Annotated in this window: 13 protein-coding genes; 12 read left to right on the top strand and 1 reads right to left on the bottom strand. The window is 60.3% G+C overall.

What is annotated here, in order from left to right:
• Positions 1-59: 59 nt before the first annotated feature.
• From BFW87_RS17270 to glpD, 4 genes are all read left to right on the top strand, one after another.
• On the top strand, positions 60-917 hold the full coding sequence (locus BFW87_RS17270) for an MIP/aquaporin family protein (protein WP_078740964.1): 858 nt from the start codon (positions 60-62) through the stop codon (positions 915-917).
• An 80-nt stretch (positions 918-997) separates the two neighbouring features.
• On the top strand, positions 998-2,503 hold the full coding sequence (glpK, locus tag BFW87_RS17265; RefSeq protein ID WP_078740963.1) for a glycerol kinase GlpK: 1,506 nt from the start codon (positions 998-1,000) through the stop codon (positions 2,501-2,503).
• 95 nt (positions 2,504-2,598) lie between these two features.
• A complete protein-coding gene (locus BFW87_RS17260) occupies positions 2,599-3,354 on the top strand; it encodes a DeoR/GlpR family transcriptional regulator (protein ID WP_010212755.1) in 756 nt (251 codons plus the stop codon).
• Between the two features lie 316 nt (positions 3,355-3,670).
• Complete coding sequence (gene glpD, locus BFW87_RS17255) at positions 3,671-5,209, top strand: glycerol-3-phosphate dehydrogenase (protein ID WP_078740962.1); 1,539 nt, start codon at positions 3,671-3,673, stop codon at positions 5,207-5,209.
• A gap of 61 nt (positions 5,210-5,270) precedes the next feature.
• Here glpD and BFW87_RS17250 read toward each other — a convergent pair whose 3' ends face one another.
• Positions 5,271-5,996 (bottom strand): tetratricopeptide repeat protein, encoded by a 726-nt coding sequence (locus BFW87_RS17250; protein ID WP_078740961.1) that lies wholly within the window; start codon positions 5,994-5,996, stop codon positions 5,271-5,273.
• A gap of 123 nt (positions 5,997-6,119) precedes the next feature.
• Between BFW87_RS17250 and BFW87_RS17245 the strand changes: the two genes are divergently transcribed.
• From BFW87_RS17245 to BFW87_RS17210, 8 genes are all read left to right on the top strand, one after another.
• Complete coding sequence (locus tag BFW87_RS17245) at positions 6,120-8,444, top strand: TonB-dependent receptor (RefSeq protein WP_078740960.1); 2,325 nt, start codon at positions 6,120-6,122, stop codon at positions 8,442-8,444.
• Positions 8,445-8,808: 364 nt separating this feature from the next.
• Positions 8,809-9,735 carry a glutamate/aspartate ABC transporter substrate-binding protein gene (locus BFW87_RS17240; protein WP_078740959.1) on the top strand — a complete coding sequence of 309 codons (927 nt, stop codon included), beginning with the start codon at positions 8,809-8,811 and terminating at the stop codon, positions 9,733-9,735.
• A gap of 193 nt (positions 9,736-9,928) precedes the next feature.
• On the top strand, positions 9,929-10,675 hold the full coding sequence (locus tag BFW87_RS17235; RefSeq protein ID WP_078740958.1) for an amino acid ABC transporter permease: 747 nt from the start codon (positions 9,929-9,931) through the stop codon (positions 10,673-10,675).
• A complete protein-coding gene (locus tag BFW87_RS17230; RefSeq protein WP_078740957.1) occupies positions 10,675-11,346 on the top strand; it encodes an amino acid ABC transporter permease in 672 nt (223 codons plus the stop codon). The genes BFW87_RS17235 and BFW87_RS17230 overlap by 1 nt, the downstream gene beginning before the upstream one ends.
• Positions 11,343-12,077 carry an amino acid ABC transporter ATP-binding protein gene (locus BFW87_RS17225; protein WP_049709764.1) on the top strand — a complete coding sequence of 245 codons (735 nt, stop codon included), beginning with the start codon at positions 11,343-11,345 and terminating at the stop codon, positions 12,075-12,077. The genes BFW87_RS17230 and BFW87_RS17225 overlap by 4 nt, the downstream gene beginning before the upstream one ends.
• Positions 12,078-12,249: 172 nt before the next feature.
• A complete protein-coding gene (locus tag BFW87_RS17220; protein ID WP_078740956.1) occupies positions 12,250-14,151 on the top strand; it encodes a sensor histidine kinase in 1,902 nt (633 codons plus the stop codon).
• Positions 14,148-15,497 (top strand): sigma-54-dependent transcriptional regulator, encoded by a 1,350-nt coding sequence (locus BFW87_RS17215; RefSeq protein ID WP_078740955.1) that lies wholly within the window; start codon positions 14,148-14,150, stop codon positions 15,495-15,497. The genes BFW87_RS17220 and BFW87_RS17215 overlap by 4 nt, the downstream gene beginning before the upstream one ends.
• An 8-nt stretch (positions 15,498-15,505) precedes the next feature.
• A complete protein-coding gene (locus BFW87_RS17210) occupies positions 15,506-15,835 on the top strand; it encodes a GlpM family protein (protein ID WP_176159771.1) in 330 nt (109 codons plus the stop codon).
• The last annotated feature ends 36 nt before the right edge of the window (positions 15,836-15,871 follow it).

Raw genomic sequence — 15,871 nt, 5'->3', positions numbered from 1 at the left:
AATCGCGCAACAACCCGATGAGGTTGTGCGCCAGACAAGAACAACAATCGAGGTTTTCCATGACAACTGCTCTTCAACAGCCTTCACTTTCGAGCCAATGCATGGCCGAATTCCTGGGGACTGCGCTTCTGATCTTCTTCGGTACAGGATGTGTCGCTGCGCTCAAGGTCGCGGGTGCCAGCTTCGGGTTGTGGGAGATCAGCATCATCTGGGGGATCGGCGTCAGCATGGCGATCTACCTCACCGCCGGTATTTCCGGGGCTCACCTCAATCCAGCGGTCAGTATCGCCCTGTGCATTTTTGCCGATTTCGAAAAACGCAAACTGCCCTTCTACATTCTCGCTCAGGTGGCCGGCGCCTTCTGCTCGGCGGCCTTGGTGTACACGCTCTACAGCAACCTGTTTTTCGATTACGAACAAACCCACCATATGGTTCGCGGCTCCCAGGCCAGCCTGGAACTGGCGTCGGTATTCTCCACCTACCCCCACGCGCTGCTGAGCACCGCCCAGGCATTTCTGGTTGAAGTGGTCATCACCGCCATCCTGATGGGCGTGATCATGGCCCTCACCGACGACAACAACGGCCTGCCACGTGGTGCATTGGCCCCACTGCTGATCGGCCTGTTGATCGCCGTGATTGGCAGCGCCATGGGCCCGTTGACCGGTTTTGCGATGAACCCGGCGCGGGATTTCGGGCCCAAGCTGATGACCTTTTTCGCTGGCTGGGGTGAAATGGCCTTTACCGGTGGTCGCGATATTCCTTACTTCCTGGTGCCGATTTTCGCGCCGATCGTGGGCGCATGCCTCGGCGCTGCGGCCTATCGCGGGCTGATCGCTCGCCATCTGCCCAGCGCGGCACCTGCTATAGATGAAGAAACACCTGACACGGCTGTCAACGGCAAGACGCGTATTTCCTGAACACGCCAGCCTGGTGCCCACTGCCCCTTTGCGGCCCAGGCTGATTACTCACTTCTTTATTTCCGTCCAAGGCAATCGACATGACCGATATTCAGAATAAGAACTACATCATTGCCCTTGACCAGGGCACCACCAGTTCGCGCGCGATCATCTTCGATCGCGACGCCAACGTGGTCTGCACCGCCCAGCGTGAATTCACCCAGCATTACCCGCAGCCGGGCTGGGTCGAACATGACCCGATGGAAATCTTCGCCACCCAAAGCGCGGTGATGGTCGAGGCTCTGGCACAAGCCGGCCTGCATCATGACCAGGTCGCCGCCATCGGCATCACCAACCAGCGTGAAACCACCGTGGTGTGGGACAAAGTCACCGGTCGCCCGATCTACAATGCGATCGTCTGGCAGTGCCGCCGCAGCACCGAGATCTGCCAGCAACTCAAGCGCGATGGCCACGAGCAATACATCAATGACACCACTGGCCTGGTCACCGACCCCTACTTCTCCGGCACCAAGCTCAAGTGGATCCTCGACCACGTCGAAGGCAGCCGCGAGCGTGCGCGCAACGGTGAGCTGTTGTTCGGCACCATCGACAGCTGGCTGATCTGGAAATTTACCGGCGGCAAGACCCACGTCACCGACTACACCAACGCTTCACGCACCATGCTCTTCAACATCCACACCCTGGAATGGGATGCGAAGATGCTGGAGATCCTCGACGTGCCGCGCGAAATGCTGCCGGAAGTGAAGTCGTCCTCGGAAATCTACGGCCGCACCAAGAGCGGCATCGCCATCGGCGGCATCGCCGGTGACCAGCAAGCAGCGTTGTTCGGCCAGATGTGTGTAGAAGCCGGCCAAGCCAAGAACACCTACGGCACCGGCTGCTTCCTGCTGATGAACACCGGCGACAAGGCGGTGAAATCCAAACACGGCATGCTCACCACCATCGCCTGCGGCCCGCGCGGCGAAGTGGCTTACGCCCTGGAAGGTGCGGTGTTCAACGGCGGTTCCACCGTGCAATGGCTGCGTGACGAGCTGAAGATCATCGCCGACGCCACCGACACCGAATACTTCGCCAGCAAGGTCAAGGACAGCAACGGCGTGTACCTGGTGCCAGCCTTCACCGGCCTGGGCGCTCCGTATTGGGACCCGTATGCCCGTGGTGCGCTGTTCGGCCTGACCCGTGGCGTACGTGTGGATCACATTATTCGTGCAGCCCTGGAGTCGATTGCCTACCAGACCCGCGACGTACTGGACGCCATGCAGCAGGATTCCGGCGAACGCCTCAAAGCCTTGCGTGTGGACGGCGGCGCGGTCGCCAACAATTTCCTGATGCAGTTCCAGGCCGACATCCTCGGCACCCAGGTCGAGCGCCCGCAAATGCGCGAGACCACCGCACTCGGCGCCGCCTACCTGGCAGGCCTGGCCTGTGGCTTCTGGGGCAGCCTGGACGAGTTGCGCGGCAAGGCCGTGATCGAGCGCGAATTCGAACCGCAACTGGATGAAGCCGCCAAGGAAAAACTCTACGCCGGCTGGCAAAAAGCGGTGAGCCGCACCCGTGACTGGGAGCCGCACGAAGGCGCTGAATAAGCCAAGCGCCGGACCTATAGAGGGTTGTAACTGGCAGGGAGCAGATTCCTGCGTCATCATGGGCCACTTTTGTATGGCAGCCCAAAGGACGCCCCATGAATCTGCCTCCCCGCCAACAACAAATCCTCGAGCTGGTCCGCGAACGCGGCTACGTCAGTATCGAAGAAATGGCGCAGCTGTTCGTTGTCACCCCGCAAACCATCCGCCGCGATATCAACCAGCTGGCGGACGCCAATCTGCTGCGCCGCTACCACGGCGGCGCGGCCTATGACTCCAGCGTTGAAAACACCGCCTACGCCATGCGGGCCGACCAGATGCGCGACGAGAAACAACGCATCGGCGAAGCCATCGCAGCGCAAATCCCGGATCACGCCTCGCTGTTCATCAATATCGGTACCACGACCGAGTCCATCGCCCGTGCGCTGCTGAATCACAACCACCTGAAAATCATCACCAATAACCTCAACGTCGCCACCATGCTCAGTGCCAAGGACGATTTTGATGTGTTGCTCACCGGCGGCAACGTGCGCCGTGATGGCGGCGTGGTGGGCCAGGCCAGTGTCGACTTTATCAACCAGTTCAAGGTGGATTTTGCGCTGGTGGGTATCAGCGGGATTGACGAAGACGGCAGCCTGCTGGACTTCGATTATCAGGAAGTACGGGTTTCACAGGCGATCATCGCCAATGCGCGCCAAGTGATTTTGGCGGCGGACTCAAGCAAATTCGGGCGCAATGCCATGATTCGCTTGGGGCCGATCAGTCTGGTGGATTGTTTGGTGACTGATCAGCAGCCGGTGCCGGCGTTGGTGCAGTTGTTGAATCAGCACAAGGTTCGGCTGGAAGTCGTCTAAGTCTCACTGGGCATCACTGTGGCGAGCGGGCTTGCCCCGCGTTGGGCTGCGCAGCAGCCCCAACACCTTCAGCCTGACTGTATCTGACACTCTGCGGCGCCTTTTCTGGGGCCGCTTCGCAGCCCAACGCGGGGCAAGCCCGCTCGCCACGAAGCGAGTTCAGGTCTCAGGGTGTTCACAATTGTTCCTTTCCCCGCCCTTCGATGAGTTTTTTCAATCGAAGTCGGGTGGCTGTGCGCGCGTTTATCAGCTACCATTTTCGCAAATGAACATTAATGTTCGAATTCCAAGACGAAAAAGATCGCGAGGCCAGCCGATGAACCCTTCCACCTTGCCTGCTCCACCGCTTGCCGAAGTCTATGACGTTGCCGTAATCGGTGGCGGGATCAATGGCGTCGGCATTGCAGCAGACGCAGCCGGTCGCGGGTTGTCGGTATTCCTTTGCGAAAAGGATGACTTGGCCAGCCACACCTCGTCGGCCAGCAGCAAGCTGATCCACGGCGGCCTGCGCTATCTCGAACATTACGAATTCCGCCTGGTGCGCGAAGCCCTCGCTGAACGCGAAGTGCTGCTGGCCAAGGCCCCGCACATCGTCAAACAAATGCGTTTCGTACTGCCGCACCGCCCGCACCTGCGCCCGGCGTGGATGATTCGCGCGGGGCTGTTCCTCTACGACCACCTCGGCAAGCGCGAGAAACTGGCAGGTTCGAAAAGCCTGAAGTTCGGCGCTGACAGCCCGTTGAAAAGTGAAATCACCAAAGGCTTCGAGTACTCCGACTGCTGGGTGGACGACGCCCGCCTTGTAGTACTCAATGCGATGGCCGCCCGTGAAAAAGGCGCGCATATCCACACCCAGACCCGTTGCGTCAGTGCGCGCCGCAGCAATGGCCTGTGGGAAATGAACATGGAACGCGCCGACGGCAGCCTGTTCTCGATCCGCGCCCGTGCTTTGGTGAACGCGGCCGGCCCGTGGGTTGCCAAGTTCATCAAGGACGACCTGAAGCTGGATTCGCCTTACGGCATCCGCCTGATCCAGGGCAGCCACCTGATCGTGCCGAAGCTGTACGAAGGCGCCCACGCGCACATCCTGCAGAACGAAGACCAGCGCATCGTATTCACCATTCCGTACCTGAACCACCTGACCATCATCGGCACCACTGACCGCGAATACACCGGTGACCCGGCTAAGGTTGCGATTACCGAAGGTGAAACCGACTACATGCTCAACGTGGTCAATGCGCACTTCAAGAAACAGCTGAGCCGTGACGACATCGTGCACACCTACTCCGGCGTGCGCCCGCTGTGCAACGACGAGTCGGATAACCCGTCGGCGATCACCCGTGACTACACCCTGGCGCTGTCTGGGGCTAAAGGCGAAGCACCGATCCTGTCGGTGTTCGGCGGCAAATTGACCACCTACCGCAAGCTTGCCGAGTCGGCGATGGCCCAGTTGGCGCCGTTCTTCACGCAGATGCGTCCGAGCTGGACCGCTAGTGCCAGCCTGCCTGGCGGCGAGAACATGACCACGCCAGAGGCCCTGGCCGAAGCGATTCGCGCCAAGTTCGACTGGATCCCAAGCGAAATCGCCCGTCGATGGTCCACCACTTACGGCAGCCGCACCTGGCGCCTGCTGGAAGGCGTGCAATCGCTGGCAGACCTGGGCGACCACCTCGGTGGCGGCCTGTACACCCGCGAAGTCAATTATCTGTGTGCCGAGGAATGGGCGACCCAACCTCAGGACGTGCTGTGGCGCCGCACCAAGCTGGGCCTGTTCACCACACCGCAGGAACAGGACAACGTGCAGCGCTACCTGTCCAAGGTTGAGCAAACACGTGCAAAGATTGAAGCGGCCTGATCAGCCGCAGGCTCGCGCGACATAAAGCAAAGCCCCTGCACCGAAAGGTTCAGGGGCTTTTTTATGGGGCGAGGGATTGGCGTTGGTAGCGCAGGCCCATTTCGCGAATCTCGTCTGAGGCCGACCCCAGCAACACGGGATAAGCCGCCTGGAGAAACCCCGGTGTCGCCGTCATCAGCGCCCGCTCAAGCCAGACGCAGGCTTGCGCCGTATCGCCGGTGTCGGCCAGCTCCGCCGCGTGGTTGTATTGCCCGCGAAAATCCCCGCCTTCGGCTGCGCGCTGATACCACTGCCGCGCCAACTGAAGGTCTTTGGGCACCACGACACCCTCATGGTGAAAGCGCCCCAGCAGGTTCATCGACTTGGGATGGCCCTTGGCGGCGGCCTGACAGAACAGTTCGTAAGCCGCTGACAGATCTTTCTCCACGCCCCGACCGCGCGTCAGCAGTTGCCCGTAGTTGTAGAGGCCCCAATCCAGCCCAAGGTCAGCCGCTTGCCGGTACTGGTGCGCCGCCTGCGTCAGATCGATCTCGCTGCCCCAGCCATTTTCCAGGCACCGCCCGATCATATTGATTGCCATGGGGTGGCGATGCCGAGCGGCGATACGAAACCAGCTCAACGCCAGTTGCGCATCCTTTTGCACGCCATGCCCGTCCAGCAGCAACTGGCCCAGGGTCGCCTGTGCGTCGGCATCACCGAGCTGTGCGGCATGCATGACCCAGCGCACATACGCGCGCGGGTTATCGCCGATTTCAGACGGTTCACTGTCTGCCTGCCCACTCTGCATTCGCGCTCCGCATGCGATTCGAGACCGCAAAAGTTTCATGAATTATTTCGTTACAAACTATTACATTTGAGATCCTTTATCAATTACGATCGCATCTCACTTTCACCCACACGAGAATATTCAATGGCTACCGGGATCAGTTCTGCCCCCCTTTCATCGCGGCATTTGCTCGCGTCGGCGGTGGGTTTGGCAGTGGCTGCGCAGGGAGGTTTCAGTTATGCAGCGGAGACTGCAGCGGACGACAACACAGGCGTAATTCAACTCGGCGCGACCAGCATTGAGGGCCAGGCCCCCAGCCAAAGCACCTATAACCCTGTGGCTCCCTCTTCCCCCAAGTACACCGAGGCCCTGCGCGACACGCCGCAGACAATCACGGTTGTCCCAAAGGAAGTCATTCATGATCAAAACCTGCTGACCCTGCGCGACGTGCTCAGCACCGTGCCGGGCATCACGTTTGGCGCCGGCGAAGGCGGCAGCGGTTACGGCGACAGCATCAACTTGCGCGGGTTTTCCGCCAGCGGTGACATCTACGTCGACGGCGTACGCGACAGCGCGCAGTACAGCCGCACCGACCCCTTCAACCTGGAGCAGGTGGAAGTCGTCAGCGGTGCAAGCTCGGTGTATTCAGGCTCAGGCGCGGTCGGCGGCACCATCAACCTGGTGACCAAGCAGCCGGAATTGCGTGACAAAACTACCGTGAGCGCCGGTATCGGCACCGATAGTTACAAGCGCTTCACCCTCGACTCCAACAGCCAGCTCAACGACACCACAGCGTTTCGTCTGAACCTGATGGCCCACGGTAACGACGTGCCCGGCCGCGATTACGAAGATTACTCGCGCTGGGGCATTGCGCCCTCTATCGCCTTTGGCCTGGGTACCCCAACCCGCGTAACTGTCAGCTACGAACACCAAAAGGATGACAACACGCCGCAATACGGTATTCCGATCTACAACGGCAAACCCATGCCGGGCGTGGGCTGGAGCGATTTTTACGGCTACCACAACGTCAACGACCAGCAGATCACCTCGGATGCGCTCAGCCTGAAGCTGGAGCACGACTTCAACGACTCCGTGTCGGTGCGCAACTTCAGCCGCATCGAGCGGGTGCGTCAGGAATTGCGCGCTTCCGGCCCCGAAGGCGCACAGGCTGGCTGCCTGGCCAGCGGCACCCAGATCACCGGCGCACCTTGCCCTGCCGGCCTCGCACCGGGCTTTTTCCAGCCCTCTGGCGGTTCGCTGGGTAACGAGCGCAACACCCAGAACAAAATGATCACCAACCAGACCGACGTGACCAGCCACTTCAGCACCGGTTTCATCGACCACACGCTGGTGACCGGTATCGCGATCAGCCGCGAGGAATACCAGGCAGACACCGGCAAATGGTTGACCAACAGCAATGGCACCACGATCGTTCCGCCGCCGGTCAGCTTCAGCGATCCGAACTCCGACTGGGCCGGCCCCGTCAATTTCACCCGCGCAGCCCACGTCGACGGTGCGCTGAACAACCGCGCGGCGTACGCCTTCGACACGCTCAAACTCAACCCGCAATGGGAAATCAACGGTGGCCTGCGTTACGAGCACAACGCTGGCAGTTCGGTGACGAATGCCTACGCACCGACCGGCGTAGAAACCCCTGGCACCCGTTTCGGCCAATCGGATGACCTGACGTCTTACCGCCTGGCACTGGTCTACAAACCGGTGGAAAACGGCAGCTTCTATATCGCCTACGGCAACAGCAAGACGCCGTCGCAATCCAGCGTCAACGGGGGCTGTTTCACACCGGCCAAAACCTCAGGTTCGGCCACCAACAACTGCAACGTCGCCCCGGAAACTGCCGTCAGCTATGAAATCGGCACCAAGTGGGACTTCCTCGACAACGCCCTCTCGGTCACGGGTGCGATCTTCCGCAATGACCGCACCAACTACAAAGTCGCCGACCCCGACCCTACCAACCTGAGCGGCTCGCAATCGCTCGACGGCAAGGCGCGCGCCGACGGCGTGGCACTGGGCCTGAGCGGTGCAATTACCGATCGCTGGAAGGTCTTCGCCAACTACACCTACCTGGACACCCGCGTACTGCGCAGCGCCAGTGATGCCACCCTGGCAAACACCGGTTTTGACGCGCAAAAAGGCGAACCCCTGCCGTTCACGCCCAAACACGCGGCCAGCCTGTGGACGGTGTACGACCTGCCGTACGATTTCCAGGTGGGATATGGCATTACCGCGCAATCCAGGCAGTACCTGGTCAGCGCCGCCGGAGCACCGACTGCGCCAGGTTACGCGGTGCAGCGTGCGATGCTCGGGTACAAGGTCAACAAACAGTTGAACCTGCAGCTGAACATCAACAACCTGTTCGACAAGGACTACCTGACCCGCATCCGTAATAACGGCTGGGCGGTGCCGGGTGATGGTCGTGCCGCCGTTGTATCGGCTGACTACACCTTCTGATAATGCTTCACCTGTGGGAGCTGGCTTGCCTGCGATGCATGCACCTCGGTTTATCTGAATGACCGTGGCGATGCCATCGCAGGCAAGCCAGCTCCCACAAGCACCCGCGGCACCATTCGGTTTTCCGAACGGCATCCCCTGCACCATTCGGTTAACCGGATCGGCCAGTTACAAATTTCCTGTCACACAAACTTAATCTCCATATAAATCAGCCAGATAACCTTTTATCCCGGGTATGGCACGACTCATGCTCTACACTCCCTGACGATTGCCTGAGACGCCTCAGGAGCCGTTACGGGCATTCGCTGTACAAGAGAGCCGTTTAGCCGGCTTCATAAAAAAAACAAATGTCGAGGAAGTATTGATGCGCATCGTTCCCCATATCCTGGGCGCAGCTATCGCTGCTGCTCTGATCAGCACTCCAGTTTTCGCCGCCGAACTCACCGGCACACTGAAGAAAATCAACGACTCCGGCACCATCACCCTCGCGCACCGCGACAGCTCCATTCCGTTTTCCTACATCGCGGATGGTTCGGGCAAGCCAGTGGGCTACTCCCACGACGTTCAACTGGCTGTCGTCGAACAATTGAAAAAAGACCTGAACAAGCCAGACTTGAAGGCCAAGTACAACCTGGTGACCTCGCAAACCCGTATCCCGTTGATCCAGAACGGCACCGCGGATCTTGAGTGCGGTTCCACCACCAACAACGCCGAACGCGCCCAGCAAGTTGATTTCACCGTCAACATCTTCGAAATCGGCACCCGTCTGCTGGTCAAGAAAGACAAGGATGGCAAGCCGTCCTACGCTGACTTCGCTGACCTGAAAGGCAAAAACGTCGTGACCACCGCCGGTACCACGTCCGAGCGCATCATCAAAGCGATGAACGCCGACAAGCAGATGGGCATGAACGTTATCTCCGCCAAAGACCACGGCGAATCCTTCCAGATGCTGGAAAGCGGCCGCGCCGTAGCCTTCATGATGGACGACGCCCTGCTGGCCGGTGAAGAAGCCAAGGCCAAGAAGCCGGACGACTGGGTCATTACCGGTACTCCGCAGTCCTTCGAAGCCTACGCGTGCATGGTGCGTAAAGACGACCCGGCCTTCAAGAAAGCTGTCGATGACGCCATCGTCGCCCTGTACAAGTCCGGCGAGATCAACAAGATCTACAGCAAGTGGTTCGAGAGCCCGATCCCTCCAAAAGGCCTGAACCTGAACTTCCCGATGAGCGACAAGGTTAAAGATCTGATCGCCAACCCGAGCGACAAGCCGGCGCCTGACGTAAAAATCTGATACCTGACTAAGCTTATGTCCTGAGGGAGTCACCCTCCCTCAGGCCTCTGTTACTACCTGCTGGCTTTACTGTGGAACACTCGACCTGGCGGTTTTCGAGCCGATCGCGTGTGCCTGGCGTTCACCGTCAGGCGGGAAAGGATCTTCCCCAAGCGGGTGCTTGTACATCGATCGATTTCGAGGGGAGACCCTAATGAATTACAACTGGGACTGGGGCGTTTTCTTCAAGTCCACCGGCGTTGGCAGCGAGACTTATCTCGACTGGTACATCTCCGGGCTGGGCTGGACCATTGCCATCGCTGTCGTGGCATGGATTATCGCCTTGTTGCTTGGCTCCATTCTGGGGGTCATGCGCACCGTGCCAAACCGCATCGTATCGGGCATCGCGACCTGCTACGTGGAACTGTTTCGTAACGTGCCGCTGCTGGTACAGCTGTTTATCTGGTACTTCCTGATACCCGACATGCTGCCGCAGAACCTGCAGGACTGGTACAAACAAGACCTAAACCCGACCACCTCGGCCTACCTGAGCGTTGTCGTGTGCCTGGGCCTGTTCACCGCGGCTCGCGTCTGTGAGCAAGTGCGTACCGGTATTCAAGCGCTGCCACGTGGCCAAGAGGCCGCCGCGCGCGCCATGGGCTTCAAGCTGCCGCAGATCTATTGGAACGTGCTGCTGCCACAAGCCTACCGGATCATCATTCCGCCGCTTACCTCGGAATTCCTCAACGTCTTCAAGAACTCCTCCGTGGCGTCCTTGATCGGCTTGATGGAACTGCTGGCGCAAACCAAGCAGACCGCCGAGTTCTCGGCCAACCTGTTTGAAGCCTTCACCCTGGCCACGCTGATCTACTTCACCTTGAACATGAGCCTGATGTTGCTGATGCGCGTGATCGAGAAGAAAGTCGCGGTGCCCGGCCTGATCTCCGTGGGGGGTAAATAATGGAATTTGATTTCAGCGGCATCATCCCCGCTATTCCGGGCCTGTGGAACGGCATGGTCATGACCTTGCAGTTGATGGTCATGGGCGTGGTCGGCGGCATCGCGTTGGGTACGATCCTGGCGCTGATGCGCCTGTCGTCCAACAAACTGCTGTCGCGCCTGGCCGGCGCTTATGTGAACTACTTCCGCTCGATCCCGCTGCTGCTGGTGATCACCTGGTTCTACCTGGCGGTACCGTTCGTGTTGCGCTGGATCACCGGCGAAGACACCCCGATCGGCGCGTTCACCTCCTGCGTCGTGGCCTTCATGATGTTCGAAGCCGCGTACTTCTGCGAAATCGTGCGGGCCGGTGTGCAGTCGATTCCCAAGGGCCAGATGGGCGCAGCCCAAGCGATGGGCATGACCTATGGCCAGACCATGCGTCTGATCATCCTGCCCCAGGCGTTCCGCAAGATGACCCCGTTGCTGCTGCAACAGTCGATCATCCTGTTCCAGGACACCTCGCTGGTCTACACCGTGGGCCTGGTGGATTTCCTCAACTCCGCCCGCTCCAACGGCGACATCATCGGCCGCTCCAATGAGTTCCTGATCTTCGCCGGTGTCGTCTACTTCATCATCAGCTTTTCCGCCTCGCTGCTGGTCAAGCGTCTGCAAAAAAGGTTTGCCGTATGATCTCTATCAAGAACATCAACAAGTGGTATGGCGACTTCCAGGTGCTGACCGATTGCAGCACTGATGTCAAAAAAGGCGAAGTGATCGTGGTGTGCGGGCCGTCCGGCTCGGGCAAATCCACCCTGATCAAGTGCGTCAACGCACTGGAGCCGTTCCAGAAGGGCGACATCGTGGTCGACGGCACCTCCATTGCCGACCCGAAGACCAACCTGCCGAAACTGCGCTCGCGCGTGGGCATGGTGTTCCAGCACTTCGAACTGTTCCCGCACCTGACCATCACCGAAAACCTGACCATCGCGCAGATCAAGGTACTGGGCCGCAGCAAGGAAGAAGCCACCAAAAAAGGCCTGCAACTGCTCGAGCGCGTGGGCCTCTCGGCACACGCCCACAAGCACCCGGGCCAGCTTTCCGGCGGCCAGCAACAACGTGTGGCGATCGCCCGCGCCCTGGCCATGGACCCGATCGTCATGCTGTTCGACGAACCGACCTCGGCCCTCGACCCGGAAATGGTCAACGAAGTGCTCGACGTGATGGTGCAACTGGCCCACGAAGGCATGACCATGATGTGCGTGACCCACGAAATGGGCTTCGCCCGCAAAGTGGCCGACCGCGTGATCTTCATGGACGCCGGCAAGATCATCGAAGACTGCCCGAAAGAAGAGTTCTTCGGCGACATCAGCGCCCGCTCCGAACGCGCGCAGCACTTCCTTGAGAAAATCCTGCAGCACTAAGCATTACAGCGCTTCCACTGTGGAAACCGGATCTATTGTGGGAGCGGGCTTGCTCGCGAATGCGGTCTGTCAGTCACTGAAATATCAACTGACAGATCGTATTCGCGAGCAAGCCCGCTCCCACATTGGACCGCACAGGCTGGCAAGCTCTGGTTGACCCAAGGCATCTGTGATGAAATGCGACCCCAACCAATTTCGCGCCGCACCGCCATCACTTGCCGTGAAACCACGCCTGATTCGCCAACTGTTCCTGCCGCCACTGATCATCGCCCTGATGATCGGCCTGGGTTATATCGGCTTCTGGGTCAGTGAGTACTATGGCATCCGCACCCTCAGCGACAATGGCGAACGCCAGCTGGAGCTGCATGCCCGCACCGTCGAAAGCGAACTGAGCAAATACACCTACCTGCCCAGCCTTCTGGAATTGGAGTCCAGCGTGTCCACGCTGCTGGCCGACCCTAACCAGGAAACCCGGCAACCGGTCAATGATTACCTCGAAGGCCTGAACCGCCGCAGTCGCAGCCGGGCCATCTATGTGATGGACACCACAGGCCGCGTACTGGCCACCAGTAACTGGCGCGATGCCGACAGTTACCAGGGTGAAGACCTGTCCTTCCGCGCCTACTTCCAAAATGCCGTACGTGGCCAGCCCGGGCGCTTCTATGGCGTGGGCAGTACCAACGGCGAACCCGGTTACTACCTGGCCCACGGCCTGGAAGAACACGGCAAGATCATCGGCGTAGCCGTAGTCAAAGTGCGCCTCGAAGCCCTTGAAGACCGCTGGCAGCGCGCGCGTCTCGAAGCCTTTGTGAGCGACGAGAACGGCATCATCATTCTGTCCAGCGACCCGGCCCGCCGCCTCAAGGCCGTGCGCCCGCTGAGCGACGAGACCAAGGAACGCCTGGCCCACAGCCTGCAATATTACTGGGCGACGCTCAACGAGCTGGAACCCCTGGCCCGCGAGCGCCTCAACGAAGGCACCGAAAAACTGACCTTCCCCGCCAACAGCGAAGTGGTCAACGACGAACACGAAGTCAGCTACCTGGCGCAAACCCGCCCGTTGAGCGACACGCCGTGGAATTTCACCCTGCTCACCCCGCTCAATGACCTGCGCCGCGCAGCGATCAACCAAGGCATTCTGGTGGCGGTCGCGTTTGGCCTGGTCGCGTTTTTGCTGATTGCCTGGAACGAGCGGCGCAAAGTCATTGCTACCCGCCTCGCCGCGCGGGAAGCCCTGCAGGAAGCCAACAGCCAGCTGGAACGACGGATTGCCGAACGCACCGCCGACCTGCGTGCCAGCAATGAACGGCTCAAGGGCCAGATTCGCGAGCGACGCCAAGCCGAAGAAACCCTGCGCCATGCCCAGGATGAACTGGTGCAGGCCGGTAAACTCGCCGCCATCGGCCAGATGTCCACCAGCATCGCGCATGAATTGAATCAGCCGCTGGCGGCCTTGCGCACCCTGTCGGGCAACACCGTGCGCTTCCTGGAGCGCGGCGCCCTCGACACCGCCAGCGCCAACCTCAAGACCATCAACGAACTGATCGACCGCATGGGCCGCATCACCGCCAGCCTGCGCTCCTTCGCCCGGCGCGGTGATGACCAGGGCGAAGCCAACCTCGGCAAGGCCGTGGATGCAGCGTTCCAGGTGCTCGGCGCGCGCGTGGATGGCCTGTCGCTGAACGTGCATCGCGACTTCACCAGCGCCCAATTGCAGATCGACCAGACGCGCCTGGAGCAGATTCTGGTCAACCTGATCGGCAACGCCCTCGACGCCATGCAGGCGCAACCGGCCCCTGAACTGTGGCTGGACGGCCACAGCAGCGAAGGCAAATATCGCCTGCAAGTGCGCGACAACGGCCACGGCATCGACCCCGAGGCGCGCAAACATTTGTTCGAACCCTTCTTCACCACCAAACCCGGCGAACAAGGCCTGGGGTTGGGCCTGACCCTGTCCGCCAGCCTCGCGGCGGCCACCGGCGGCAACCTTGCCGTGGAACACCCGGCCAGTGGTGGTACTGCCTTTGTCTTGTGCCTGCCGTTGGTGGGCGCTCAAAAAGCTGAGTCGACATGAATACAGAAACTACAGCGCCAAAAGACGACCTCACCGTGCTGATCGTCGAAGACGACCCCCATGTATTGCTCGGCTGCCAGCAAGCTCTGGCGCTGGAGGACATTCCCAGCGTAGGCGTGGGCAGCGCCGAAGAAGCGCTCAAGCGCATTGGCGAGAACTTTGCCGGCATTGTCATCAGCGATATCCGCCTGCCGGGCATTGACGGCCTGGAGCTGCTGACCCGCCTCAAGGCCCTGGATAAAAGCCTGCCGGTGGTGCTGATCACCGGCCATGGCGATATCTCCATGGCCGTCGGCGCCATGCGCAACGGCGCCTACGACTTCATGGAAAAACCCTTCTCCCCCGAACGCCTGGTGGACGTGGCCCGCCGCGCCCTCGAACAGCGCGGGCTGGCACGGGAAGTCTGGTCGCTGCGCCGCCAATTGGCCGAGCGCGACTCCCTGGAAGGCCGCATCATCGGCCGCTCGCCGGCCATGCAGAACCTGCGTGAATTGATCGCGAATGTCGCCGACACCTCGGCCAACGTACTGATCGAAGGCGAGACCGGCACCGGCAAGGAACTGGTCGCACGCTGCCTGCATGATTTCAGCCGGCGTCACTCCCACCAATTCGTCGCGCTGAACTGCGGCGGCTTGCCGGAAAACCTCTTCGAAAGCGAAATCTTCGGCCACGAGGCCAACGCCTTTACCGGCGCGGGCAAGCGCCGTATCGGCAAGATCGAGCACGCCCACGAAGGCACGCTGTTCCTCGATGAAGTGGAAAGCATGCCGATCAACCTGCAGATCAAACTGCTGCGGGTGTTGCAGGAACGCACCCTCGAACGCCTGGGTTCAAACCAGAGCGTGGCGGTGGATTGCCGGGTGATCGCCGCCACCAAGTCCGACCTCGACGAATTGAGCCGCGCCAACCAATTCCGTAGCGACCTTTACTACCGGCTCAACGTGGTCACCCTTGAACTGCCGCCCCTGCGCGAGCGCCGCGAAGACATCCTGCAATTGTTCGAACACTTCCTGCAGCAGTCCTCCCTGCGCTTTGACCGCAGCGTGCCAGAGCTGGATAACCAGACCGTCTCAATCCTGATGAGCCACGATTGGCCAGGCAACGTGCGTGAATTGCGCAACGTCGCCGAGCGCTTTGCTCTGGGCCTGCCGGTCTTCAAGAAAAGCGGCCACGGCAGCAGCAACCACGGCCTGGCCTTTACCGAGGCGGTAGAGGCTTTCGAACGCAACCTGCTCAACGACGCGTTGCAACGCAGCGGCGGCAACCTGACCCAGGCCAGCCTGGAACTGGGGATGGCCAAGACCACCCTGTTCGACAAAGTTAAAAAATACGGGTTGAGCCACTGATGGATCTAATACTGAAGGCCGCCATCGGCGCGGCGGTGGTGTTGATCCTGGCCGCGTTGGCCAAGACCAAAAACTACTACATCGCAGGGCTGGTGCCGCTGTTTCCGACCTTTGCGCTGATCGCGCATTACATCGTCGGCAAAGGCCGTTCCACGGAGGATTTGAAGACCACCATCGTGTTCGGGATGTGGTCGATCATTCCGTATTTTGTGTATTTGGCGACGCTGTACGTGATGGTCGACCGCATGCGGCTGGAGGCCTCACTCGCCGTTGCGGCGGTGGCGTGGTTGATGGCCGCGACCGTGTTGGTGAGCGTCTGGGTGCGCGTTCACGCCTGACAAATGTGGAACTGGCTTGCCAGCTCCCACATTTGG

Origin of the sequence: Pseudomonas fluorescens (assembly GCF_002022275.1) — a bacterium.
Classification (GTDB): Bacteria; Pseudomonadota; Gammaproteobacteria; order Pseudomonadales; family Pseudomonadaceae; genus Aquipseudomonas; species Aquipseudomonas fluorescens_AJ.
This window is presented reverse-complemented; position numbering and strand designations above follow the sequence as displayed.

What these genes read in the sequence shown, in the direction of transcription:
- glpD (WP_078740962.1), top strand. Translation starts at nt 3,671, where the DNA reads ATGAACCCTTCCACCTTGCCTGCTCCACCGCTTGCCGAAGTCTATGAC.
- BFW87_RS17270 (WP_078740964.1), top strand. Translation starts at nt 60, where the DNA reads ATGACAACTGCTCTTCAACAGCCTTCACTTTCGAGCCAATGCATGGCC.
- BFW87_RS17245 (WP_078740960.1), top strand. Translation starts at nt 6,120, where the DNA reads ATGGCTACCGGGATCAGTTCTGCCCCCCTTTCATCGCGGCATTTGCTC.
- BFW87_RS17240 (WP_078740959.1), top strand. Translation starts at nt 8,809, where the DNA reads ATGCGCATCGTTCCCCATATCCTGGGCGCAGCTATCGCTGCTGCTCTG.
- BFW87_RS17250 (WP_078740961.1), bottom strand. Translation starts at nt 5,996, where the DNA reads ATGCAGAGTGGGCAGGCAGACAGTGAACCGTCTGAAATCGGCGATAAC.
- BFW87_RS17220 (WP_078740956.1), top strand. Translation starts at nt 12,250, where the DNA reads ATGAAATGCGACCCCAACCAATTTCGCGCCGCACCGCCATCACTTGCC.
- BFW87_RS17230 (WP_078740957.1), top strand. Translation starts at nt 10,675, where the DNA reads ATGGAATTTGATTTCAGCGGCATCATCCCCGCTATTCCGGGCCTGTGG.
- glpK (WP_078740963.1), top strand. Translation starts at nt 998, where the DNA reads ATGACCGATATTCAGAATAAGAACTACATCATTGCCCTTGACCAGGGC.
- BFW87_RS17225 (WP_049709764.1), top strand. Translation starts at nt 11,343, where the DNA reads ATGATCTCTATCAAGAACATCAACAAGTGGTATGGCGACTTCCAGGTG.
- BFW87_RS17235 (WP_078740958.1), top strand. Translation starts at nt 9,929, where the DNA reads ATGAATTACAACTGGGACTGGGGCGTTTTCTTCAAGTCCACCGGCGTT.
- BFW87_RS17215 (WP_078740955.1), top strand. Translation starts at nt 14,148, where the DNA reads ATGAATACAGAAACTACAGCGCCAAAAGACGACCTCACCGTGCTGATC.
- BFW87_RS17260 (WP_010212755.1), top strand. Translation starts at nt 2,599, where the DNA reads ATGAATCTGCCTCCCCGCCAACAACAAATCCTCGAGCTGGTCCGCGAA.